A 19,887-nucleotide genomic window follows, 5' to 3' on the forward strand; every position below is an offset into this window, starting at 1 on the left:
TCTAGACAACGGACGGACAGGAACATGGCTGCAGCCGCAGACGAATCAGCAAAGGGCAAGGGATCGCCGCTCATCATGACGATCGTCGGGCTGTTGGTGCTGACCGTGCTCGGCGGCGGCGGCGGCTGGGTCGTCGGTACCATGGTTGCGCCGAGGATCAAGGCGGCAGCTGCGGCCGTGCAGGCGAAAGCAGCGCCGGCCGGCGGCAAGCAGGCCGCGGCAGCGGCGGCAGGACAGCCGAACGGCATCGTCGCGCTCGACCCGATCACCACCAATCTCGCCTATCCTTCGCAAAGCTGGATACGGCTGGAGCTGGCTCTGGTCTTCAAGGGGCAGCCGGACACCCAGCTGGCCCAGTCGATCCATCAGGACATCCTTGCCTATATCCGCACCGTCTCCCTGCAGCAGATCGAAGGTGCCCGGGGCCTGCAATATCTTCGGGATGACATTCAAGAGCGTGTTGACCTGCGCTCGGAAGGACGAGTATCGAAAGTTATGTTCAGAACTTTCGTGATCGAATGAGTCGGTTTGCACTTGTATTTGCTACATTAGCCCTTGTTGTTTTGTCGCCAGAGCTGGCGATGGCGCAGCAATTGTCGCAGCAGCTCCCCACAGATCTTCTGAACGCTCCGGTCAACGGTTCCGTTGCTGCCTGGATCATTCGCACCTTCGGGCTCCTGACGGTCCTGTCGATCGCACCGGGCATCCTGATCATGGTGACGAGCTTTCCGCGCTTCATCATCGCCTTCTCGATCCTGCGGACCGGCATGGGCCTTGCGACGACGCCGTCGAACATGATCCTGCTGAGCCTGGCCCTTTTCATGACCTTCTACGTCATGTCTCCGACCTTCGATCAGTCCTGGAAAGAGGGCGTGCAGCCGCTGCTCGCCAACCAGATTTCGGAAGCGGACGCCGTGCAGCGCATTGCCGAGCCCTTCCGTACGTTCATGTCGAACAATACGCGCGACAAGGATCTGAAGCTCTTCGTCGATCTGGCGAAGGAGCGGGGCCAGACCACCGTGGTCGATAACAAGATCGACTATCGGGTGCTGATCCCGGCTTTCATGATTTCTGAAATTCGCCGCGGCTTCGAGATCGGCTTCCTGGTTGTCCTGCCGTTTCTCGTCATCGACCTGATCGTGTCGACTATCGTTATGGCGATGGGCATGATGATGCTGCCGCCAACCTCGATCTCGCTGCCCTTCAAGATTCTGTTCTTCGTGCTGATCGACGGCTGGAATTTGCTGGTCGGCAGTCTCGTGCGCTCCTTCCACTGACGGAATAACGACGAAAACATCATCCAAAGAAAATCGCCGGGAATCTCTTCCCGGCGATTTTCCTGTTTGCTCGATTTTTCAGTCTCATTCGGCGGCGATCGCCGCCGTGCTCGGATCGTCCGCCGTCATAAAGGGTTCGGTGCGGATCGGCAGCGCCGGCACATCCATATGGTCCGGTGCTAGCCCTTGCTTGGCGCGGTCCACCATCATCTCGAAAGCTGTCTCAAGGTGATGCGTGAAACGTTCGGAGTCGAAGAGCGGCTTGATGTAGCGATTGGCAACCAGCGTCTGCTTGAACTGCGCCACGCGCGCCGGCTGGCTAGCAAGCTCCACTGCCATGTCTTCATAGGCCTGCATGTCTTCAGCGACCAGCTCCGGCACGCCGATTGCGTTGAGCAGGCTTTCGCTGACGCGTGAGGCGAAGTTGGTGCCCTTGACAGTCAGAACCGGCAGGCCGCCCCAGAGCTGCTCCGAGGTCGTGGTATGGCCGTTGACCGGGAAGGTGTCGAGGCCGAGATCGGCGAGCTGCTGACGATCGATGTGTTCCTGATAATCGATACGCGTGGTGAAGATGACGCGCTTGCGGTTGATGCCGCGCGCTTCCAGTCGCGCCCAGAGATTGGCCTCGGAGTGCGGGCCGTTGCACAGCAGCCAAAGCACGCTGTTCTTGCTGCGCTTCAGAATGTTGCACCAGACGTCGATCATCTGCGAGGTGATCTTGCGGTTGCCGTTGAAGGAGGCAAAGACGAAAGCGTCCTCGGGCAACCCATGCTGGGCCCGGGTCGTCGGCCGCGGCTTCGGCCGGTTGAGCGGGTCGTTCGGCTGATAGCAATCGGGAAGGCGGCAGAACTTCTCGTGGAAATGTTCCTTCGAACGCTCCGGCAGCACGAACTGATCGCCGATGATGTAGTCGAGATCGATATTGACCGTCGTGCCGGGGAAGCCGAGCCACGCAACCTGGATCGGGGCGGGCATGTGGTTGAAAATATGCGCCCGGCTTGCCTTCGTGTGCCCCTTGAGGTCGATGAGTATGTCGATGCCGCGTGCGCGGATCTCAGCCGCCGCCGCCTGATCTGAGTGGCCGCGGATATCGACCAGAGTTCCAAGCTTCGCGTAATCGAACTCCTCTTCCTGCTGAGCGAGCGGATTGGAGTGGTCGAACAATGTGACTTCGAACCGTTCCTTGTCGTGCAGCTCGAGAACGTGCTGTAGGAGCTTCATGGTTGCATGCCCCGGCCAGAAGTCGGAGGAGACGTATCCGATGCGGATCTTCCGGTCCCACGCATGCGGAAGCTTGCGGCGCGTCTCGGCGTGGCCGGCGGGCAGCGGAACGGTATCGTGGATCGCGAGCTTGTTGATGGCTTCGTCACCGCACCAGTGAAGATGGAAGAACGGGTTATCGGGGATCACATGATCGAGCTTGCCCTGCGCCAGCGATGCCAGGACTGGCGCCATGTGCCTGTCGACGGCGGCGAGGTCGGACTCCTCGCGTGCGAAGATCAGATAGAGCGTCCGGAAGATGATGTTGTCCGGGTAGGTCTTGAACAGGGTCGCGACGATGTGCTTGTTGCCCTCTTCGTAGAGATCGTCGGTAAGAAGCGTTGCCGCCATAAACCGATGCTTCATCTCCGGCCCTTCGACGAGCACGCTCTTGAAGCCGGTCAGAAGCTCTTTCTGCTGACGGCCGAGGAGAATACGGCTGAGAGCGAAAGCAAGGTCCGGATCCTTGAATGCCAGCGGCAAGATGAGGCTGCCGACAGCGAGCGCCTGATCGTCGTTACCGCATTCGCTATGAAGCAGCAGCGCTTCGCGGAGATAGTCTTCGCGGCGGGGCGGTTGCCTGCCGGCCAGTTCGTAGGCGCTCGCAGCATCCGCCTTGAAGCCGAGCTTGAGCAGCGTCTTGGCCAACAAAGCATAGGTCTTGGAGGACCTGTCGACATTAAGCAGATCGTTCAGCGTTTCGAGCGCGCGCGTATATTGTCCCTTCTGATAGAGACTGGACGCTGCTGAAAAGGCGTTTTTCGTATTCACGAGCGAGAACTCCAAGCGGAATGTTGAACCGGCTCTCGTCAAAGGCCGAGTGCCGGCATCATGGATTCGCTTGATCATCGCCTGCGTAGCTTGCCTGAAACCGAAGCAACCGTCGAAAATGCTTTTACGGAATTTTAGCCACGTTCCTGAGAGCCATTTTCCGGGCGCCCGAATTTAAGAAATTGGCAAGTAATGGATGCGACTTTCCTCGCGACATGACGGGTTTGGTCCTCTAGGAAGACGGATCGAGGGGCATGAAGCTGCTCCGTCATCGCCGGTATTCTCAGTCCGGTATGTCCTCCTTTCGTATCCAGTTTCCAGGGGACACACTCAAATGACCAGCATTCTTACCAACAACTCCGCAATGGCCGCCCTCCAGACGCTGCGCGGCATCAGCAACAACCTGCAGCAGACGCAGAGCCACGTTTCGTCCGGCCTGCGCATCTCCAAGGCTTCGGACAACGCTGCTTACTGGTCGATCGCCACCAGCATGAAGTCCGACAACGGCGCTATCGGTGCCGTTTCCGACGCTCTCGGCCTCGGCGCCGCAAAGGTTGACACCGCTTCGACCGCTGTCTCCAGCGCGATCGACATTGTCGGCCAGATCAAGAACAAGCTTGCAACCGCCATGGAAGGCTCGGTTGACAAGAAGTCGGTTCAGGAAGAAGTCGGCCAGCTGCAGCAGCAGCTGCAGAGCGTTGCCCAGTCGGCTTCGTTCAACGGCGAAAACTGGGTCATGGCTAAGAACGGCGGTTCGGCTTCGGTCGTTTCCTCCTTCATCCGTGGCACCAACGGCACGGTTTCGGTCAGCACGACTGCCTACAAGTTCGACACCAGCTCGGTTGGTAACGTTCTGTTCGGCACGACTGCAGCCGGCGCTCTCGACACGGCCTCCGGTATTCTCGGCAGCAAGTCGAGCATCGGCGGTACCCAGTATTCGGTCTTCAGCCTTGACATCAGCAAGATGACGTCCGGCCAGATCTCCAGCGCCCTGAACATGGTTCAGTCCGCTCTGAACTCCATGACCAGCATGGGTTCGAAGCTCGGCTCGATCTCCAGCCGCATCAGCCTGCAGACGAGCTTCGCTTCTTCGCTTTCCGACTCGATCCAGTCGGGCGTTGGCAAGCTGGTCGATGCCAACATGGAACAGGAATCCAGCAAGCTGTCCGCTCTGCAGACGCAGCAGCAGCTCGCCGTTCAGTCTCTCTCGATCGCCAACTCTTCGAACCAGTCGATCCTGTCGCTGTTCCGCGGCTAATAGGTTCGGCGTTAATCGCCGGGCAATAATTTTAAACAAGACGTTAACCGCGCCTACTAAGGCGCGGTTTTTTTTATTTTTTTCGGGTTTTCAGAGGTTCAAGATTTTTTAACTATATTGCTGTTTCTTAGGACCATCGAAGCGGCGAGTTAACCTTAACGAATTGGGTTAACAGGCATGATGCTGAATGCCGTTACCGGTTTAGGTCCGGAATGTCCCTTATTCTAACCACTGCCAAAAGGGGCAAATATTATGACGAGCATTCTCACCAACAACTCCGCAATGGCAGCTCTCCAGACGCTGCGCGGCATCAGCGGCAACCTGCAGCAGACGCAGAGCCACGTTTCGTCCGGCCTGCGCATCGCTAAGGCTTCGGACAACGCTGCTTACTGGTCGATCGCCACCAGCATGAAGTCCGACAACGGCGCTATCGGTGCGGTTTCCGACGCTCTCGGCCTCGGCGCCGCTAAGGTCGATACGGCTACCACGGCTACCACCAGCGCAATCGACATCGTCGGCCAGATCAAGAACAAGCTTGCAACGGCCATGGAACCGTCGGTTGACAAGAAGTCGGTTCAGGAAGAAATCGGCCAGCTGCAGCAGCAGCTGCAGAGCGTTGCTCAGTCTGCTTCGTTCAACGGCGAAAACTGGGTCATGGCTAAGAACGGCGGTTCGGCTTCGGTCGTTTCCTCCTTCATCCGCGGCACCAACGGCACGGTTTCGGTCAGCTCGACCAACTACAAGTTCGACACCAGCTCGGTTGGTAACGTTCTGTTCGGCACGAATGCCGCCGGTGCTCTCGACACGGCTTCCGGTATCCTGGGCAGCAAGAACACCACCGTCAACGCTTCGGTCTTCAGCCTTGACATCAGCAAGATGACGTCCGGCCAGATCTCCAGCGCCCTGAACATGGTTCAGACCGCTCTGAATTCCATGATCAGCATGAACTCGCGCCTCGGCTCGATCTCGGCTCGTATCGACCTGCAGACGAGCTTCGCTCATTCGCTCTCCGACTCGATCCAGTCGGGCGTTGGCAAGCTGGTCGATGCCAACATGGAACAGGAATCCAGCAAGCTGTCCGCTCTGCAGACGCAGCAGCAGCTCGCCGTTCAGTCTCTCTCGATCGCCAACTCCTCGAGCCAGTCGATCCTGTCGCTGTTCCGCGGCTAATAGGTTCCGGCGTCAACCGCCGACCGAAAATCTTAAACAATACGTCAACCGCGCCTGCACAAGGCGCGGTTTTCGTTTATCGGCCAGCAGCGACGGGTTGGCCACGTCACGGCCGCGTCTACTGGATGGCATCTGGGCCGCCTGGCCATGCAGAACCGCGTCAGATGAAGATGCCAAGCAAAAATCGACGTTCTCTCGCAACCGAAACGACAATCGCACGGGCATATCCCGGGACAACACCGATACGGCCGGCGTCGCACAAAGCCGCCCTGTCTCGGTGAAGTATGATTTTGTTAACTATTATGGATGACGTTAACCTTTTATTAACGCTATTCCTGTCAGTTGCAGCTAACGCAACGGTTGGTTAACCTCTCCTAAGAGTCGGTTAACAAGCATGAGGCTGATTGCCGTTCCCGGCCGCAGACCGGAATGTCCCTTCCTATCTCAGCCACAAGGGGCACCCTCAATGACTAGCATTCTCACCAACGACGCAGCGATGTCCGCTCTCCAGACTCTGCGCGGCATCAGCAGCAATCTGCAGAATACGCAGAGCCGCGTTTCTTCCGGCTATCGCGTCGCCAAGGCATCGGACAACGCCGCCTACTGGTCGATCGCGACCACCATGCGCTCTGACAACAGCGCGCTTTCCGCCGTGTCCGATGCACTGGGGCTGGGAGCCGCAAAAGTCGATACGGCCTATACGGCGATGGACAACGCCATAAAAGTCGTACAGCAGATCAAGGACAAGCTCGTCGCTGCGACGGAAAACAGTGTCTCCAAGGGAGATGTGCAAGAGGAAATTGCGCAGCTTCAACAGCAGTTGGAGAGTATTGCGCAGTCGGCATCGTTCTCCGGTCAAAACTGGATGTTCGCGGCCAACGGCGCGTCCGCATCGGTCGTTTCTTCGTTCGTGCGCAACAATGACGGCACGGTTGCGGTTAACACCACCAGCTACAGTTTCGACACCGGTTCGCACGGCAACGTCATGTTCGGCGCGAAGCCCGGCGGCACGATCGATACCAATTCAGGCATTCTTGGAACCAAGCAGACGATCGGCAGCAAGTCCTATTCGGTCTTCAGCCTCAACATCAACGGCATGACCAGTGGCGATATTGGCAAGGCGATGAACCTCGTGCAGGGCGCGCTCAATGCCATGACCAGCACGTCTTCGCAGCTTGGCTCGCTCTCGACCCGCATCGATCTGCAGACAAGCTTTGTCTCCACGCTACGCGATACCATTGATTCGGGCGTCGGCAAGCTCGTCGATGCCAACATGGAACAGGAATCGAGCAAGCTGTCTGCCCTGCAGACGCAGCAGCAGCTGGCGATACAGTCGTTGCAGATTGCCAATACCAGCGCGCAGAGCGTCCTTTCGCTCTTCAAAGCTTGATCGGAGCTTGCGCTAGGATAGCGCGGCGACATTTACCTCTTGTCGTCGCGCGTTGGCTTTTGTTAACCTTATCGACAACTGATTTGCAGTATCTGTTCAAGAGTTGCCTCTCGACTTTCCTCGAAGCGAGGGCGGCATCTTGTTTTAGCGACGGCCGCGCTGGGAAATCTCCCGCTGGTGGGCATGAGGCCATTCGTTGCTGCCGGATCGGCCCGGTTTGCCAATCCCAATGGAATTACGGATTTTCTGATGAGCAATGTGACGGCGAATGGGGCCACGTCTGCGGCATTGACCGTGTTACGCGGAGTCAACAAGGATCTCGGTGTCGTACAGCTGCAGGTTTCCTCCGGCTACCGCATTCAGAAGGCGAGCGACGATCCGACCTATTGGTCGATGGCGACGACCATGCGCTCGGATCAGAGTAGCCTGTCGACCATCAACGATGCCCTCGGCCTTGGCTCTTCCAAGGTCGACACCGCATCGACCGCCATGGATACGGTTGTCGGCCTGCTGACCCAGATCCAGTCCAAGCTGGTTTCGGCAAAGGAGCCGGGCACGGACAAGATCGCCATCAATTCCGATATCCAGCAGCTTAAGAATCAGCTGCAGTCTGTCACGCAGTCGGCCTCCTTCTCCAATGAGAACTGGCTCTACAACACGGACGCGCATCCCACCACGCAGCAGTCGGTCATCAGCAATTTCACCCGTGGCACGGGTGGGCAAATCACCCTTGAGACGATCGGCTACGATAGTTCCCAAACCCTGATGATCGATACTGCCGATGCGAGCCGTGGCTTGTTGACGAAGAATGTCGATGCCAGCACATTCAGCACGTCGAGCGGCGGTACAACGCCCCGCAACTACTATCTTCTGGCCGCCACTGGCGGCACGCCGCCAACTGGCGGCACCGAAATCGCCATTTCGAGCACCACCACCGACGATCAGCTCACGGACATGCTCAACGTCACGAGTTCGCTTCTGAAGTCTGCAACGGCGGCGGGCGCAACGCTCGGTGTGATGAAGTCGAATATCGACGACCAGTCGAATTATATTTCCAAGCTCACCGACAGCATCAAGAGCAGCGTCGGCGATATGGTCGACACGAACATGGAAGAAGCAGCGGCGCGGCAATCAGCCTTGCAGACAGCGCAGCAGATGGGCGTGCAAGCGCTGTCGATCGCCAATAGCATGGCGAGCAAGGTGTTGATTATCCTTCAGGGCAAATGATGCTGGGTGGTGCGGCGGAATGGCCAATGCCGTCCCCGCATTCATCCTCGCACAAGTTTGACTGCCTACGGTCCGGCGCAGTGGCATGGTTGCGCCGCAAGCTGCCGGAGAGAGTCGTCATCTCCGCCAGCGTTGCCAGAAGACGGAAACCGGAAGCGTGATGATCGACGTTTTGAGAATGGGAAATGACCGGCCCTTTTGTGGCACCCACCCGCAGCGTCTAGCCGACGCGAAAGGGGAGATGCGCGCATGAGCCTGGCAATATCCCGATATCTCAAGGACTTCGGTGCCGAGCAAGCTCCGCCCGCAGACATGCCGGATATGACTTTCGCCGAGCCGCTGGACCTTGCGGAAAGTGTGGTGGAGCCGCCGGTCGACGTAGAAGCCGAGCGCCGCGCCGCCTTTGCCGAAGGGCATGAAGCGGCGACGCAGGAGCTGTCTGAAAGACATCGCGCCGAGTGCGAGGCCATGAGCCTCTCGTTCCGAACCGAAATGGATGCGCTGCGAGCACGCTATGAAGAACAGGCGGCTGAGAGAATTGCCGTCAACCTGGCAAATATTGCCACGATGCTCGGCCAAGCCATCAGCGCGGAGGCGGCTGCGGTTCTCGCGCCAGTCATGACCGAGACGATGACGATGAAGGCCGTCACCGATCTCGCCGACCTGGTTAGGACCGCAATTCTCGATGGCGGTGCCGGCTCCATTTCCGTAAGCGGCCCGCGCCATCTCTTCGAAGCGCTGCAGGCCAATCTTGGTGAGAGCGCCACTCTGCTGCGTCACGTCGAAGCCGAAGATGTCGATCTGACGGTAACCATCGGTGAGAGCGTTCTTGTGACCCGCATGTCCGCATGGGCCGCCAGCTTGAAAGAGATTCTGAAATGAGCGACGGCGATCAAAATCACGGAAAGCACGAGATCATCATCGTCAAGCGTCACGGCGGCGGCGATCACGAAGGCGGTCATGGTGGGGCGTGGAAAATCGCCTATGCCGATTTCATGACGGCTATGATGGCTTTCTTCCTCGTCATGTGGCTGGTCAACGCCGCCAATGAGGAGACGAAAGCTTCGGTCGCGTCCTATTTCAATCCCATCAAGCTAGCCGATGAGAAGCCAACGGAGAAGGGGCTCAAGAAGCCCGTCGACAAGGCCGAGGGCGAGAAGAACCAGCAGAAGTCGGATAAGGCACAGGACAAGCCGAATGACGGCAAGTCGGCCAAGACGGGTGAGGACCTGACGGCGACGTCGGGCGACCAGACGAACTATTCAGAGGCCGATTTCTTCGAAAATCCCTATTCCGTGCTAGCTGAAATCGCGCAGGAAGTCGGCCAGCAAGCCAATGTGAGCGCCAAGGGCGAAGGCGGTGCCGCTCAGTCCGGTCCCGCTACGGGCGCCGATGGCGGTCAGGCCTATCGCGATCCCTTCGACCCGGATTTTTGGACGAAACAGGTTCAGGTTTCCAGCGCCTCGAAGAAGGCGAATGAGGAACAGTCCGCCAAGTCGGATAAGTCCCCGAAGGGAGAGGTCGTGGCCCTGTCCAAGGCGACGGCAGCCGATAGCGGCCAACCTGCCGATCAGCCGCAGATCGCCGAGCAGCAGCCGACGCAGAGCGAGCCGCAGGCCGTCGGAAAACAGCAGGGCAAGCAGCAGTCACAACAGCAGCAGGTCGCCAGCGCCAAAGAGCAAAGCAGCGCCTCCAGCTTCGACGATAACGTCGCCGTTTCTCCGAGCAAGGATACTCCACCGACGAAGGCGCAGCAGCAGGAAGCCAAGCAGCTGCAGCAGGAGATCGAGGCGCAGATCGGCGGCATCGCCGGTCAGCTGGCCGAGGGACTGCAAGTCACGGCAGCCGAAGGCGGCGTGCTGGTGACCATCTCCGACCAGAGCAACGATCCGATGTTCAATATCGGCTCTGCCGTGCCGCGCCGGGAAATGGTGCTGGCAATGGAGAAGATCGGCAAGGTGCTGTCGGAGCGCAAGGGAGCGATCCTTATCCGCGGACACACCGACGGACGCCCATACATGGTCAGCGGCCGCAACGACAACTGGCGTCTGTCGCTCGATCGTGCCCAGAGCGCCTATTACATGCTGACGAGCAGCGGCCTCGACGAGAAGCGGATTTCGCAGGTCTCCGGCTTTGCGGATCGGCGGCTGAAGTTGCCCAACGATCCGTTCAACGACGCCAACCGCCGTATCGAGATCCTGATTGTCAATTCGCCAGCCCAAGCCGCGAAGGACCCCGCAAAGCCCGATGGCCAGAACCCCGTCAAACCGGCGCCGGAGAAAGCCAAGTCGGGCCAAGGCAAGCAGGGCTAATCCATGGCGCGCAAACGGCATCGTCATCATCTTGCACTTGCGTTGAGCCTCGGCGTGTTGACGCCGTGGGGAGCTCGTGCCGAGGGGCAGGATAATCTGCCGCTCTACAAGATGCTGCGCTCGCTTGAATTCGTTCAGGATTCCGTGGTTGCGGGCGATAGCTCAGCGGGTGAGATGCAACGCTTCCTGCTGGCCACGATCGATGCTCGGCTGCGCAATGCGGATAAGTCCATTTTTGAAGATACCCGCAATTCCGACGCGGCTCTCGCCTATGCGATGAGCGGCGGCAATCCGGAAACGCTCGAATATCTTATGCAGCGCGACATCAACGGCAATTTCGACAACCGCGTTGCAGACGTTCTCAGAAAATATCTGAACGGCAAGGGTCTGCTGGTGGTCAATACCCTTGCGGATATCGCCAAGGAATATCGCGGCAAGCCAATCGGTCCTTATCTCTCGCTGATTGCCGGCAATGTCATGTCCGGCAAGAATGCCATGGCGGCCCTGAAGCTTTACGACTGGGCCCGGCTGCTGGCGCCCGGCACCGTCGTTGAGGAGTCCGCACTGCGCCGCTCGCTTGCCTTGTGCGCCGATGCCGGGATGGTGCCGCAGGGGATCGAATATGCGCGGCGCTATACGAGGCGCTTCCTGCATTCTCCCTATGCCAGCCAGTTTGCCGATCTCTTCGTGCAGTTGGTCGTGGATCACGATTCCGACGTCAAGCAGCAGGATATCATCGACATCCTTGCCTCGATGGATCCACCCCGGCAGCGGGAGATCTATCTGCGCATGGCGCGTCGCGCAGCGATTGCCGGCAAGGCCGATCTAGCCGCGCTTGCGGCGGGCCGCGCTCAGGCCATATCGAGTGACGGTAGTGATGCCTTCGGCGCGCTTGCGGGCTTTTACGGCGGCATTGCCGGCGTTTCGACGCCGGATGTGGAGGCAGCGATCAGCAACCTCAATCAGATGCCCGCTGGCGAGCTGAATGCACGGGATCGCGCACTGCGCGATGCGGCGACGGCCGTGGCGGATGAGATTCTGCGGGCACCCGATCCTGCAAGCCTCGGGCAAGGCAACGTTCCTAACCTGCCCAATCAACAGAATACTGAACACGATGCTGCTGTGACGATTAAAACGGGAGGCCAGTCCCCCGGCATAGCGGGTGTTGAGCAGGGAGCCGCGGCAAAGGCAGCTCCCGTCTCGAAGGGAGGGGGGCAGGAGGCCGACTCTTCGTTCAACGCATTCGTCACGACGAGCCGCTCGAAGCTGGATGCTATCGACGGCATGTTGAAGCAGGGAAGTCATTGATCATGAACGACATCGGTGTCTCTGGCGCCTCGTCTGGCGCAGATATTCTTGCTGCCGCAAAGGGCTCCCGTTCTGGGAAGCAGGACGATGGCAAGGGTTTTCTCGATGCATTGGCCAATTCGCTCGGCAATGGGCGCAATTCGTCTGGCGCGGATGCCGGAACAGGTGCGTCGAAAACAGCCAATGACAATTCCGACGGCGATGCGGGCGCGGCAAAGGCGGCGCTTGCCATCGATGACAGCGTCAATGTCGGAGTCGGGATGATCGATACGTCCGCCGCAAATATCGCCAATCTGGCCGGCCTGGTGAAAGGGGCGAAGTCCCTTCAGGGTGCCGATCCTCTCTCGCTTTCGAAGTCGCTGATCGAGCTTCAGAAGACCGCACAAGCGATGCCGGGAACCGATCCCTCCGCCGCAGAGGCCGACCCTGCTGCCGGTGCCAACGATCCGGCGGCGGCGATGCCCGATATCGGCAAAGTACCGACGCCGGCGGATGCAGCGGCGCAGCTTGCCGAAATCGCGCAACAGCTGGCGGAAGCCACCGCCGGCGGTCAGACCGCTCCTGCGGATGGCAATGGCAAGGCACCATCCGCAAAGTCTGACAAGGATACATCTTCGGCCGACGATGGTAAGTCTACGGCGACGCAAGGTGCGCCTGTTGCGAATACGATTACCGACGCTCTCTCGCTGCTGAATGTCGCGCAAACCGTTGTTGCTGCGCAGGAGGCTGCCGCGAACAACGGACAGGTTCGTGGCGATGCGAAGGTCCAGGGAGTAACGCTTTCCGCCGCGGGGTTGAAGGATGCCGCGGCTAATGCAGAGCAAGCCATGCCGACAGATGGTGCGACGACCGACACGGCGCAGACCTTCCGGTTGGCGCGCGTAGATGGGAAAATCAGCGCGCTCGACATGTCGATCGCCAAGCGCGGCGAGGAGGCGGCCGACGTCAAGATATCCGCTGCCGCCGGCGGCGATGCGCAAACCGTCACCGTTCTCGATTCCCGTCGTTATCTCGGGCTTGCTTCCAATTCGGCATTGGTCACCGGATCGCTGGCCGGAAATCGCGAATGGTCGGCCGCAATGCAGCCGGGTTCGGCACTCTCCAACGCCGCAAATCTCGGCAGCACAGGCAAGGTCGTCAACACGCTGAAGATCCAGTTGCGCCCCGACAATCTCGGCGATGTTACTGCTACGATGCGGCTTTCCGGCGATCAGCTGACCGTCGATCTGAAGGTGCAGACGGGCGAGGCCTACAGACAGCTGCACGCGGATCAGAGCCGCATGGTCGATGCACTGCGGGCGCAGGGCTATCAGGTCGACAGCATTACCGTATCCATGGCCTCCAATTCGGATCAGCAGTCGGATAGCGGCCGGCAGTCCGGATCGAGCCAACAGCAGCAGCAATCCTTGCTGAACCAGGGGCAGGGCGGTGACGCGCGTCCGCGAGGCCAGAACTATTCGGGGCAGCAAGCAGATGGAAACAAGGGCAATCGCGGTTCGAGTGAGCGCGGCGTGGACGACGGCGCTGCTGGTGGCGTTCAGCGTTCTCGCTCTGGTGCGGTTTACCTCTGATGCACAAGCATCGGGTAACCCGGCACCGCCAAATAATGGCGCCGCCGGCCTCTGCGAACGCGAGATCCAATCGGCAGCCGCGAAATACGGAATACCCGAAGGAATACTCTATTCGGTCGGTTTGACGGAGACAGGACGCAAAGGCTCGCTCTACCCCTATGCGCTCAATGTCGAAGGACGGCCCATCTTTCCGCCCTCCGAGAATGCCGCCCTACAGGTTTTTGCCGCAGCAAGGCAGAGCGGCGCCAAGCTTATCGACGTCGGCTGCATGCAGATAAATCAGTATTTCCACGGAGAGAATTTTACCTCCGTGGAGGCAATGTTCGACCCGCGCAGCAATGTCGAATATGCTGCGAAGTTTCTCCGCAATCTTCATGACAGGCATGAAACCTGGACGATGGCGGTAGCAAGATACCATGCCGGTCCGAACAACGACCCCGCCCAGAAGGTCTATGTTTGCCGCGTGATCGCCAATTTGGTCGCGACGGGTTACGGCAAATGGACGCCCAACGCGGCAACATTCTGCCGCAATTAGACAACCTATAGGTTGTATTCACCTTCTGGTTAGCTGGCGCTAACTCTTGCGCTGCGATTGACTGCCACCAGATTGCCCAAAATATGCGTATTAACGATAAGCTAACAAACAAGTTTTTTATTGGTGTGATTTGAGAGCCACCTACTATATGTAGTGCAAATCGCACCCCTATGGTTAATCAATTATTAATTTCCGCCACTCATTTCCGACAGTTGTTCGTGATTCGCCCGATTCGTACCCATAGGTCATCGAAACACCACACTGATTCGGAGGCGGACGAATGATCGTAGTGGTTGATGAGCGAGAGCTCGTTAAGGACGGATATACATCACTCTTTGGGCGCGAGGGCATCCCGTCCACGGGATTTGACCCACGCGAATTTGGCGAATGGGTCACAACGGCGGCTGAGGGCGATATTGCCGCTGTCGAAGCGTTTTTGATCGGGCAGGGACAGCACGTTCACGAGCTCCCGAGAGCGATTCGCGACCGGACGGCAGCGCCCGTCATCGCAGTCAGCGATCAACCCTCGCTCGAATCGACGCTTGCACTCTTCGATTGCGGCGTGGACGACGTCGTGCGCAAACCGGTACATCCTCGCGAGATCCTGGCAAGGGCCGCAGCGATCCGCCGGAGGCTGAAGGCCATCAGCAACTATACCGATATCGGACCGATTCGCGTTTTCGCGGATGGTCGCGATCCGGAGATCAATGGCGAGGTTTTCGCACTGCCGCGGCGTGAGCGTCGCATCCTGGAATATTTGATTGCGAACCGCGGTCGCCGGGTAACGAAGACGCAGATCTTTAATGCTATCTACGGCATCTTCGACGAGGAAGTTGAAGAGAACGTGGTCGAAAGCCACATTTCGAAGCTTCGCAAGAAGCTTCGCAAAAAGCTGGATTTCGATCCCGTCGATTCCAAGCGTTTCCTCGGCTATTGCATCGATTGGGAATGAAGCTTCCCACCAGCCTCTAGCTTTCCGAATTTGCCTATGTGCCCGGGGATCCAGCGATTCTCGGGCTTCTTTTTTGCGAGGCAGCACGGTGTCGTTCAAGCCAAAGGGTGCGTGATGCCTTACCTTATGTGCGTCGTTTGCCGGTTTGTCGGGATACTTGGCGGAGCGATTTTACAATGATCGGTTTTCTGTCCTCACAGACAGCTTCACGCAAGGCCCGCCACCTACTCTCAGTCGCATGAAGGATAACGAGGATTCCAGATGAGGAATTTCGGCAACGTAAGGATCGTGACTGCGGAAGGGGATGTGCAGACCAATCGTCTGGGCGTTGTCTCCGGTATGGTCACCCGTGCGATGCCGGCTCGTCTCGGTGGTCCCGTATGCGAAAACGCTTCCAGGCGGTCATTTCGAATCCACTGGGTGGTGCCAACGTCGGTCCGTTCAATTCCGTCGGTGTCACCTCGATGGGCTAACCTGACGCATCCGGCGTGCCATCGGCCGATCTGCGGCGCAAAAACGAATAGGGTATCGAGTCAGTCATGACGCTCACATCAGCTCTCAACAACGCGCAGGCAATATTCAACAATACCGGCACGCAGAGCAGCGTCGTGTCGAACAATATCTCAAACGCGAATAATGCCGATTATTCGCGTCGACAGGCCATACTGACGACCAACGGGACTGGCGCGCAGGTCGTCAAGATCGCTCGCAGCCAGGAGCCGGCGCTGCAGACGGCCTTTCTTACCAACTCGTCGTCCGATGCGGCGCAGCAGCTGCTTTTGGCCGCTTACGGCAACCTTAAGTCGGCCACGCTTGGCGGCAACAACAACGAAATTGCGCCAGCCACCTATCTGGCGGCATTCCAGACCGCGATGCAGAACTTCTCCGGTTCACCGTCCAACACGACGGCGGCAAAGTCGGCAATCAATGCGGCTCAGAGCCTGGTAACCTCGCTCAACAATGCCACGACGGCCGTACAGAATGCGCGTACGGATGCGGACAAGAAGATCAGCTCCGACGTCGACACGCTGAACAGCCTGCTGAAGCAGTTCCAGACGGCGAATGACGCGGTTAAGTCTGCAACGGCGACGGCCGGCCCGACTTCGAGTGCGGCTGCCGATGCGCTCGACCAGCGTGATTCGCTGCTGAAGCAGATTTCGCAGATCGTTGGTGTGACCGCGGTAACGCGAGGCAACGGCAACGATATGGCGCTATACACTTCGAGCGGCACGACTCTGTTCGAAACCATCCCGCGTACGGTGACTTTCACACCGACGAATACCTATACGGCGGGGACGCAGGGCAACAATGTCTACATCGACGGGGTGGCGCTGACCCCAGGACAGGGCGCGAGCACGACCGCGCAGGGCAGCCTTCAGGCCTCGCTTCAAGTTCGCGACACCGTTGCGCCCACCTATCAGAAGCAGCTTGACGAAATCGCACGCGGCCTGGTCTCGACATTTGCGGAAACGACGTCCAGCGGCACGACAAAGGCTGCCGGCCTGTTCACCTACACCGGTGCGCCGGCCACCTGGACCGCTGGCACCGGGCTGGACACCGGGGCAGTTGTGACTGGCCTTGCCGGCACTCTCAAGCTCAATGCGGCCGCGGTCTCCAATCCGAGCCTGCTGCGCGACGGCGGTATCAACGGCAGCGCCTACATCACGAACCCGAGCTATGATCCGGCTAACCCGTCAAAGCCCCTGGATGCCGGCTATTCGGGGAAGCTCGATGGCTTGATCACCGCGATGAACACGAAAATCGGCTTTGACGGCGGTGCCGGTTCCGATACCAGCGCCACTCTCATGAGCTACTCGGCCAGCTCCATCGGTTGGCTCGAAGGCCAGCGCAGCTCGGCGACCTCGGCGGCAGAAAATACCTCGGCGGCCTTGTCGCGCTCCTCGGGCGCCTATTCGAATGCAACTGGCGTCAACCTCGACGAAGAGCTGACGCTGATGATGGATATCGAACAGTCCTACAAGGCTGGAACCAAGATATTGAACACCGTCAATGCGATGCTTCAATCGGTACTGGATATTGTGAGATAAGCCATGAAACTTTCCTTCATTTCGAGCCAAGCCATTCAGAACGCCATGCGCCAGACGATCCGTCAGGCGCGGAACGATATGTCGAGCGCCTCCACCGAAGCGACCACGGGCGTCTATGCCGATATCGGCGTCTCCCTCGGCAGCAATACATCGCTCAACGTCAACCTGACGAGAGAAGTTTCGCGCATCGATTCCATTCTGGGCAGCAACTCGATTGCAAACCAGCGGATGACCACGTCGCAGACGGCGCTGACCGGCATGAGCTCGAATGCGCAGAAACTCATGGATCAGTTGGTGGCGCTGCGCGGCAACACCGATGGCACGAGCATTGCGCTGACCCAGCAGCTCTCGACGTCGACGCTGTCGAGCGTCATCGCTTCCGCCAACGTCATGGTCAACGGCGAATATCTCTTTGCCGGCACCAACACCGATGTTCAGCCTATGACCGACAAGTCGGCAACGACGAACGCGGCGATCCAAACCGCGTTGGGGACATATGCGACCAGCAAGGGCACGACGGTCGATAAGCTCACCGGCGCTCAGATGAAGGATTTTATCACGACGACGGTTGAGCCGATGTTCACATCCGACCCCGGTTGGTCGCAGTGGTCGAGCGCTTCGGATCAGAACATGACGAGCCGGATCAGCAATACCGACGTGGTTGAAACCTCGACCAATTCCAATTCTGCCGGCATGCGCTATCTGGCGCTCGCCACCAGTGTTACCAATGCGCTGATGAAAACGACGCCCGCCCTCAGCCAGGATGCGCTGAGTGCGGTCACCGATCAGGCCATCAGCTACTCGCGCCAGGCGATCGACGGGTTGAACAATCAGGCTAGCCAGCTCGGGCTGTCGCAATCGCGCCTGTCGGACGCGAACACGACGCTGAATGCACAGAAGACCATTCTGAATACCAATATAGGCGATCTGACGGGGGTGGATCCCTACGAGGCCTCGACGAAGGTCAACAGTCTTCAGACGGAGCTCCAAACAGCTTATACTATTGTCTCCAAGATCCAGCAGCTAAGCCTTGTAAATTACCTTTGATGATCAAAGGGAAGGAATGACCAGGAAGGATGCATGAATGTATCAGTTCTCATATGCGGAAGTCATGCAGGATGCAGTGGCCGACGCCAAGGAGCGAGAACGACAAGTTCTGGACCGGTCGATAGCTCTCCTTTCTGCGGCCCGTGATGCTGAGAAATACGGCCGGGAAGCGATCGAGGCTCTCTATTATACGCAGCGCGTATGGGTGAGCTTCGTCGAGGACCTCAAAAGTCCGGAGAACCAGCTTAACGTCGAACTACGGGCCAATATTATTTCGATCGCTATCTGGATTTTGAAGGAATGCGAACGAATCCGGCGGCGCCAGTCGGTTAATTATCAAGGCATCATCGATGTCACCACCATCATCAGGGATGGACTTAAATGAAAAGTACGCTTCGCATATCGCTTAAAGCCGGGGAAAAGATCTTTATCAACGGGGCCGTTCTGCGCGTCGATCGCAAGGTCGCTCTGGAATTCCTGAATGATGTGACATTCCTGCTTGAAAACCACGTGCTTCAACCGGAAGACGCCACGACCCCGATGCGTCAGCTCTATTTCATCGCGCAGATGATCCTCATCAATCCCGAGGGCAAAGAGCAGTCGACGGCAATGTTCCGCAAGTCGATCGTCATGCTGCTGTCGTGCTTCCACAATGAGGAAGTGCTGGCCGAGCTGAAGCGTATCGACGGACTCGTCGCAACGGGTCGTGCCTTCGATGCTCTGAAGGCTATCCGTACGCTCTATCCGATCGAAGACGGTATTCTGAACAATCAGGAAATGCCGGCGGCGACGATCGAGCACATCCGCCGCGAGATCGCTCCATGGCAGCGGTAGACCCCCTTGCCGGCGCGACCGGAAGCTCGTCTTCGGGCAATTCCTCGAAGACCGCTGCTGGCGCGGCCGTAAGCGCTAACCTGAACTACAACAACTTCCTGCAGCTCCTCGTCGCTCAGATGAAGAACCAGGATCCGACCAGTCCGATGGACGCCAGCCAGCAGATTTCTCAGCTGGCCAGCTTCTCGCAGGTCGAACAGCAGATCCAGACGAACTCACATCTGGAAACGGTGTTGCAGAACCAGTGGATCTCGCAGGCCTCCGATTATATCGGCAAGCAGATCATGAGCGCCGACGGCAAGACGACGGGCACCATCAAGGAAGTTACCGTCTATACGGATGGTATCATCGCCCAGACCAATGCCGGCGACAAGATTCTGATCCAGGCCGGCGTGACCATCGCTCCGGCAGGCACCACCATTGATACCCCGGCCGCGTCGAGTGATAATAGCTCGAGCGATTCGTCGAATTCGAACGGGGATTCGACCAGCAGCTAATGAGTAGCTGCTGAACAAGGGATGATGTTGCATGAATGAAGCCGATGCATTGGATATTTTCCAGGCGGCCATATGGACGGTGCTTGTAGCTTCCGGTCCGGCCGTGCTCGCGGCGATGGTTGTGGGCCTGGTGATTGCCTTGGTTCAGGCATTGACCCAGGTGCAGGAGGCAACACTGACCTTCGTGCCGAAGATCGTTGCCGTCATGGTGACGATCGGTGTCACGGCTCCCTTCGTCGGCTCGCAGATCTCGATCTTCACCAATCTCGTCTTTTCCCGCATTCAGTCGGGCTTCTGAGGCACTTCGCCCAAAGGGCGGATCGGAAAGGTCGCGGTGCGCTTTGGGCATCGCGGCCAGCGGCCGAAATGATGTTTTGGATCATGCGCTTCGTCGGTCAAAGCCATTCTCGCGCAAGCTTCGCCTTTTAAA

At 58.5% G+C, this 19,887-nt stretch carries 19 protein-coding genes; 18 read left to right on the plus strand and 1 reads right to left on the minus strand.

All coding sequences use genetic code 11. The features are described 5' to 3' along the window. The first annotated feature begins 24 nt into the window (after positions 1–24). Positions 25–522: a flagellar basal body-associated FliL family protein gene (locus tag GGD46_RS25955; protein WP_184709442.1), complete on the plus strand. Its 498-nt coding sequence runs from the start codon at positions 25–27 to the stop codon at positions 520–522. Then, entirely contained in the window at positions 519–1,277 is a 759-nt protein-coding gene (fliP, locus tag GGD46_RS25960) for a flagellar type III secretion system pore protein FliP (RefSeq protein WP_184709444.1), read from the plus strand. Before GGD46_RS25955 ends, fliP begins: the two co-directional genes overlap by 4 nt. 84 nt (positions 1,278–1,361) lie before the next feature. Here the strand turns inward: fliP and GGD46_RS25965 are convergent, their stop codons facing one another. Next, positions 1,362–3,308, minus strand: coding sequence for a glycosyl transferase (locus GGD46_RS25965; protein WP_184709446.1), 1,947 nt, complete (start codon positions 3,306–3,308; stop codon positions 1,362–1,364). 334 nt (positions 3,309–3,642) lie between these two features. Here GGD46_RS25965 and GGD46_RS25970 point away from each other — a divergent pair, with 334 nt between their 5' ends. The 16 genes from GGD46_RS25970 (at position 3,643) to fliQ (ending at position 19,755) form a co-directional block, all read left to right on the plus strand. After that, a complete protein-coding gene (locus GGD46_RS25970) occupies positions 3,643–4,566 on the plus strand; it encodes a flagellin (protein WP_184709448.1) in 924 nt (307 codons plus the stop codon). Between the two features lie 252 nt (positions 4,567–4,818). Continuing rightward, positions 4,819–5,736 (plus strand): flagellin, encoded by a 918-nt coding sequence (locus GGD46_RS25975; RefSeq protein WP_184709450.1) that lies wholly within the window; start codon positions 4,819–4,821, stop codon positions 5,734–5,736. A gap of 466 nt (positions 5,737–6,202) precedes the next feature. Then, complete coding sequence (locus GGD46_RS25980) at positions 6,203–7,126, plus strand: flagellin (RefSeq protein WP_184709452.1); 924 nt, start codon at positions 6,203–6,205, stop codon at positions 7,124–7,126. A gap of 249 nt (positions 7,127–7,375) precedes the next feature. After that, positions 7,376–8,353: a flagellin gene (locus tag GGD46_RS25985; protein ID WP_184709454.1), complete on the plus strand. Its 978-nt coding sequence runs from the start codon at positions 7,376–7,378 to the stop codon at positions 8,351–8,353. Positions 8,354–8,602: 249 nt separating this feature from the next. Further along, positions 8,603–9,235: a hypothetical protein gene (locus tag GGD46_RS25990; protein ID WP_184709456.1), complete on the plus strand. Its 633-nt coding sequence runs from the start codon at positions 8,603–8,605 to the stop codon at positions 9,233–9,235. After that, positions 9,232–10,665, plus strand: coding sequence for a MotB family protein (locus GGD46_RS25995; protein ID WP_184709458.1), 1,434 nt, complete (start codon positions 9,232–9,234; stop codon positions 10,663–10,665). Before GGD46_RS25990 ends, GGD46_RS25995 begins: the two co-directional genes overlap by 4 nt. 3 nt (positions 10,666–10,668) lie before the next feature. Further along, on the plus strand, positions 10,669–11,973 hold the full coding sequence (motC, locus tag GGD46_RS26000; RefSeq protein ID WP_184709460.1) for a chemotaxis protein MotC: 1,305 nt from the start codon (positions 10,669–10,671) through the stop codon (positions 11,971–11,973). A 2-nt stretch (positions 11,974–11,975) separates the two neighbouring features. Further along, complete coding sequence (locus GGD46_RS26005; RefSeq protein WP_184709462.1) at positions 11,976–13,544, plus strand: flagellar hook-length control protein FliK; 1,569 nt, start codon at positions 11,976–11,978, stop codon at positions 13,542–13,544. Then, complete coding sequence (locus GGD46_RS26010; RefSeq protein WP_184709464.1) at positions 13,504–14,079, plus strand: transglycosylase SLT domain-containing protein; 576 nt, start codon at positions 13,504–13,506, stop codon at positions 14,077–14,079. Before GGD46_RS26005 ends, GGD46_RS26010 begins: the two co-directional genes overlap by 41 nt. Positions 14,080–14,359: 280 nt before the next feature. Then, the gene (rem, locus tag GGD46_RS26015) at positions 14,360–15,031 is read left to right on the plus strand and encodes a transcriptional activator Rem (RefSeq protein ID WP_184709466.1); all 672 of its coding nucleotides are present in this window, start codon (positions 14,360–14,362) and stop codon (positions 15,029–15,031) included. 539 nt (positions 15,032–15,570) lie between these two features. Beyond that, positions 15,571–17,079, plus strand: coding sequence for a flagellar hook-associated protein FlgK (gene flgK / locus GGD46_RS26020; protein ID WP_184709468.1), 1,509 nt, complete (start codon positions 15,571–15,573; stop codon positions 17,077–17,079). Between the two features lie 3 nt (positions 17,080–17,082). Next, positions 17,083–18,126, plus strand: a complete 1,044-nt coding sequence (locus GGD46_RS26025; RefSeq protein WP_184709470.1) for a flagellar hook-associated family protein — start codon at positions 17,083–17,085, stop codon at positions 18,124–18,126. Between the two features lie 37 nt (positions 18,127–18,163). Continuing rightward, on the plus strand, positions 18,164–18,511 hold the full coding sequence (flaF, locus tag GGD46_RS26030) for a flagellar biosynthesis regulator FlaF (RefSeq protein ID WP_184709472.1): 348 nt from the start codon (positions 18,164–18,166) through the stop codon (positions 18,509–18,511). Continuing rightward, positions 18,508–18,960 carry a flagellar biosynthesis repressor FlbT gene (flbT, locus tag GGD46_RS26035; RefSeq protein WP_184709474.1) on the plus strand — a complete coding sequence of 151 codons (453 nt, stop codon included), beginning with the start codon at positions 18,508–18,510 and terminating at the stop codon, positions 18,958–18,960. The genes flaF and flbT overlap by 4 nt, the downstream gene beginning before the upstream one ends. Further along, entirely contained in the window at positions 18,948–19,457 is a 510-nt protein-coding gene (gene flgD / locus GGD46_RS26040; protein WP_184709476.1) for a flagellar hook assembly protein FlgD, read from the plus strand. Before flbT ends, flgD begins: the two co-directional genes overlap by 13 nt. Positions 19,458–19,488: 31 nt before the next feature. Beyond that, positions 19,489–19,755: a flagellar biosynthesis protein FliQ gene (gene fliQ / locus GGD46_RS26045; protein WP_184709478.1), complete on the plus strand. Its 267-nt coding sequence runs from the start codon at positions 19,489–19,491 to the stop codon at positions 19,753–19,755. Positions 19,756–19,887: the final 132 nt, after the last annotated feature.

It is taken from the genome of Martinezella lusitana, assembly GCF_014207095.1.
Taxonomy (GTDB): domain Bacteria; phylum Pseudomonadota; class Alphaproteobacteria; order Rhizobiales; family Rhizobiaceae; genus Rhizobium; species Rhizobium lusitanum_B.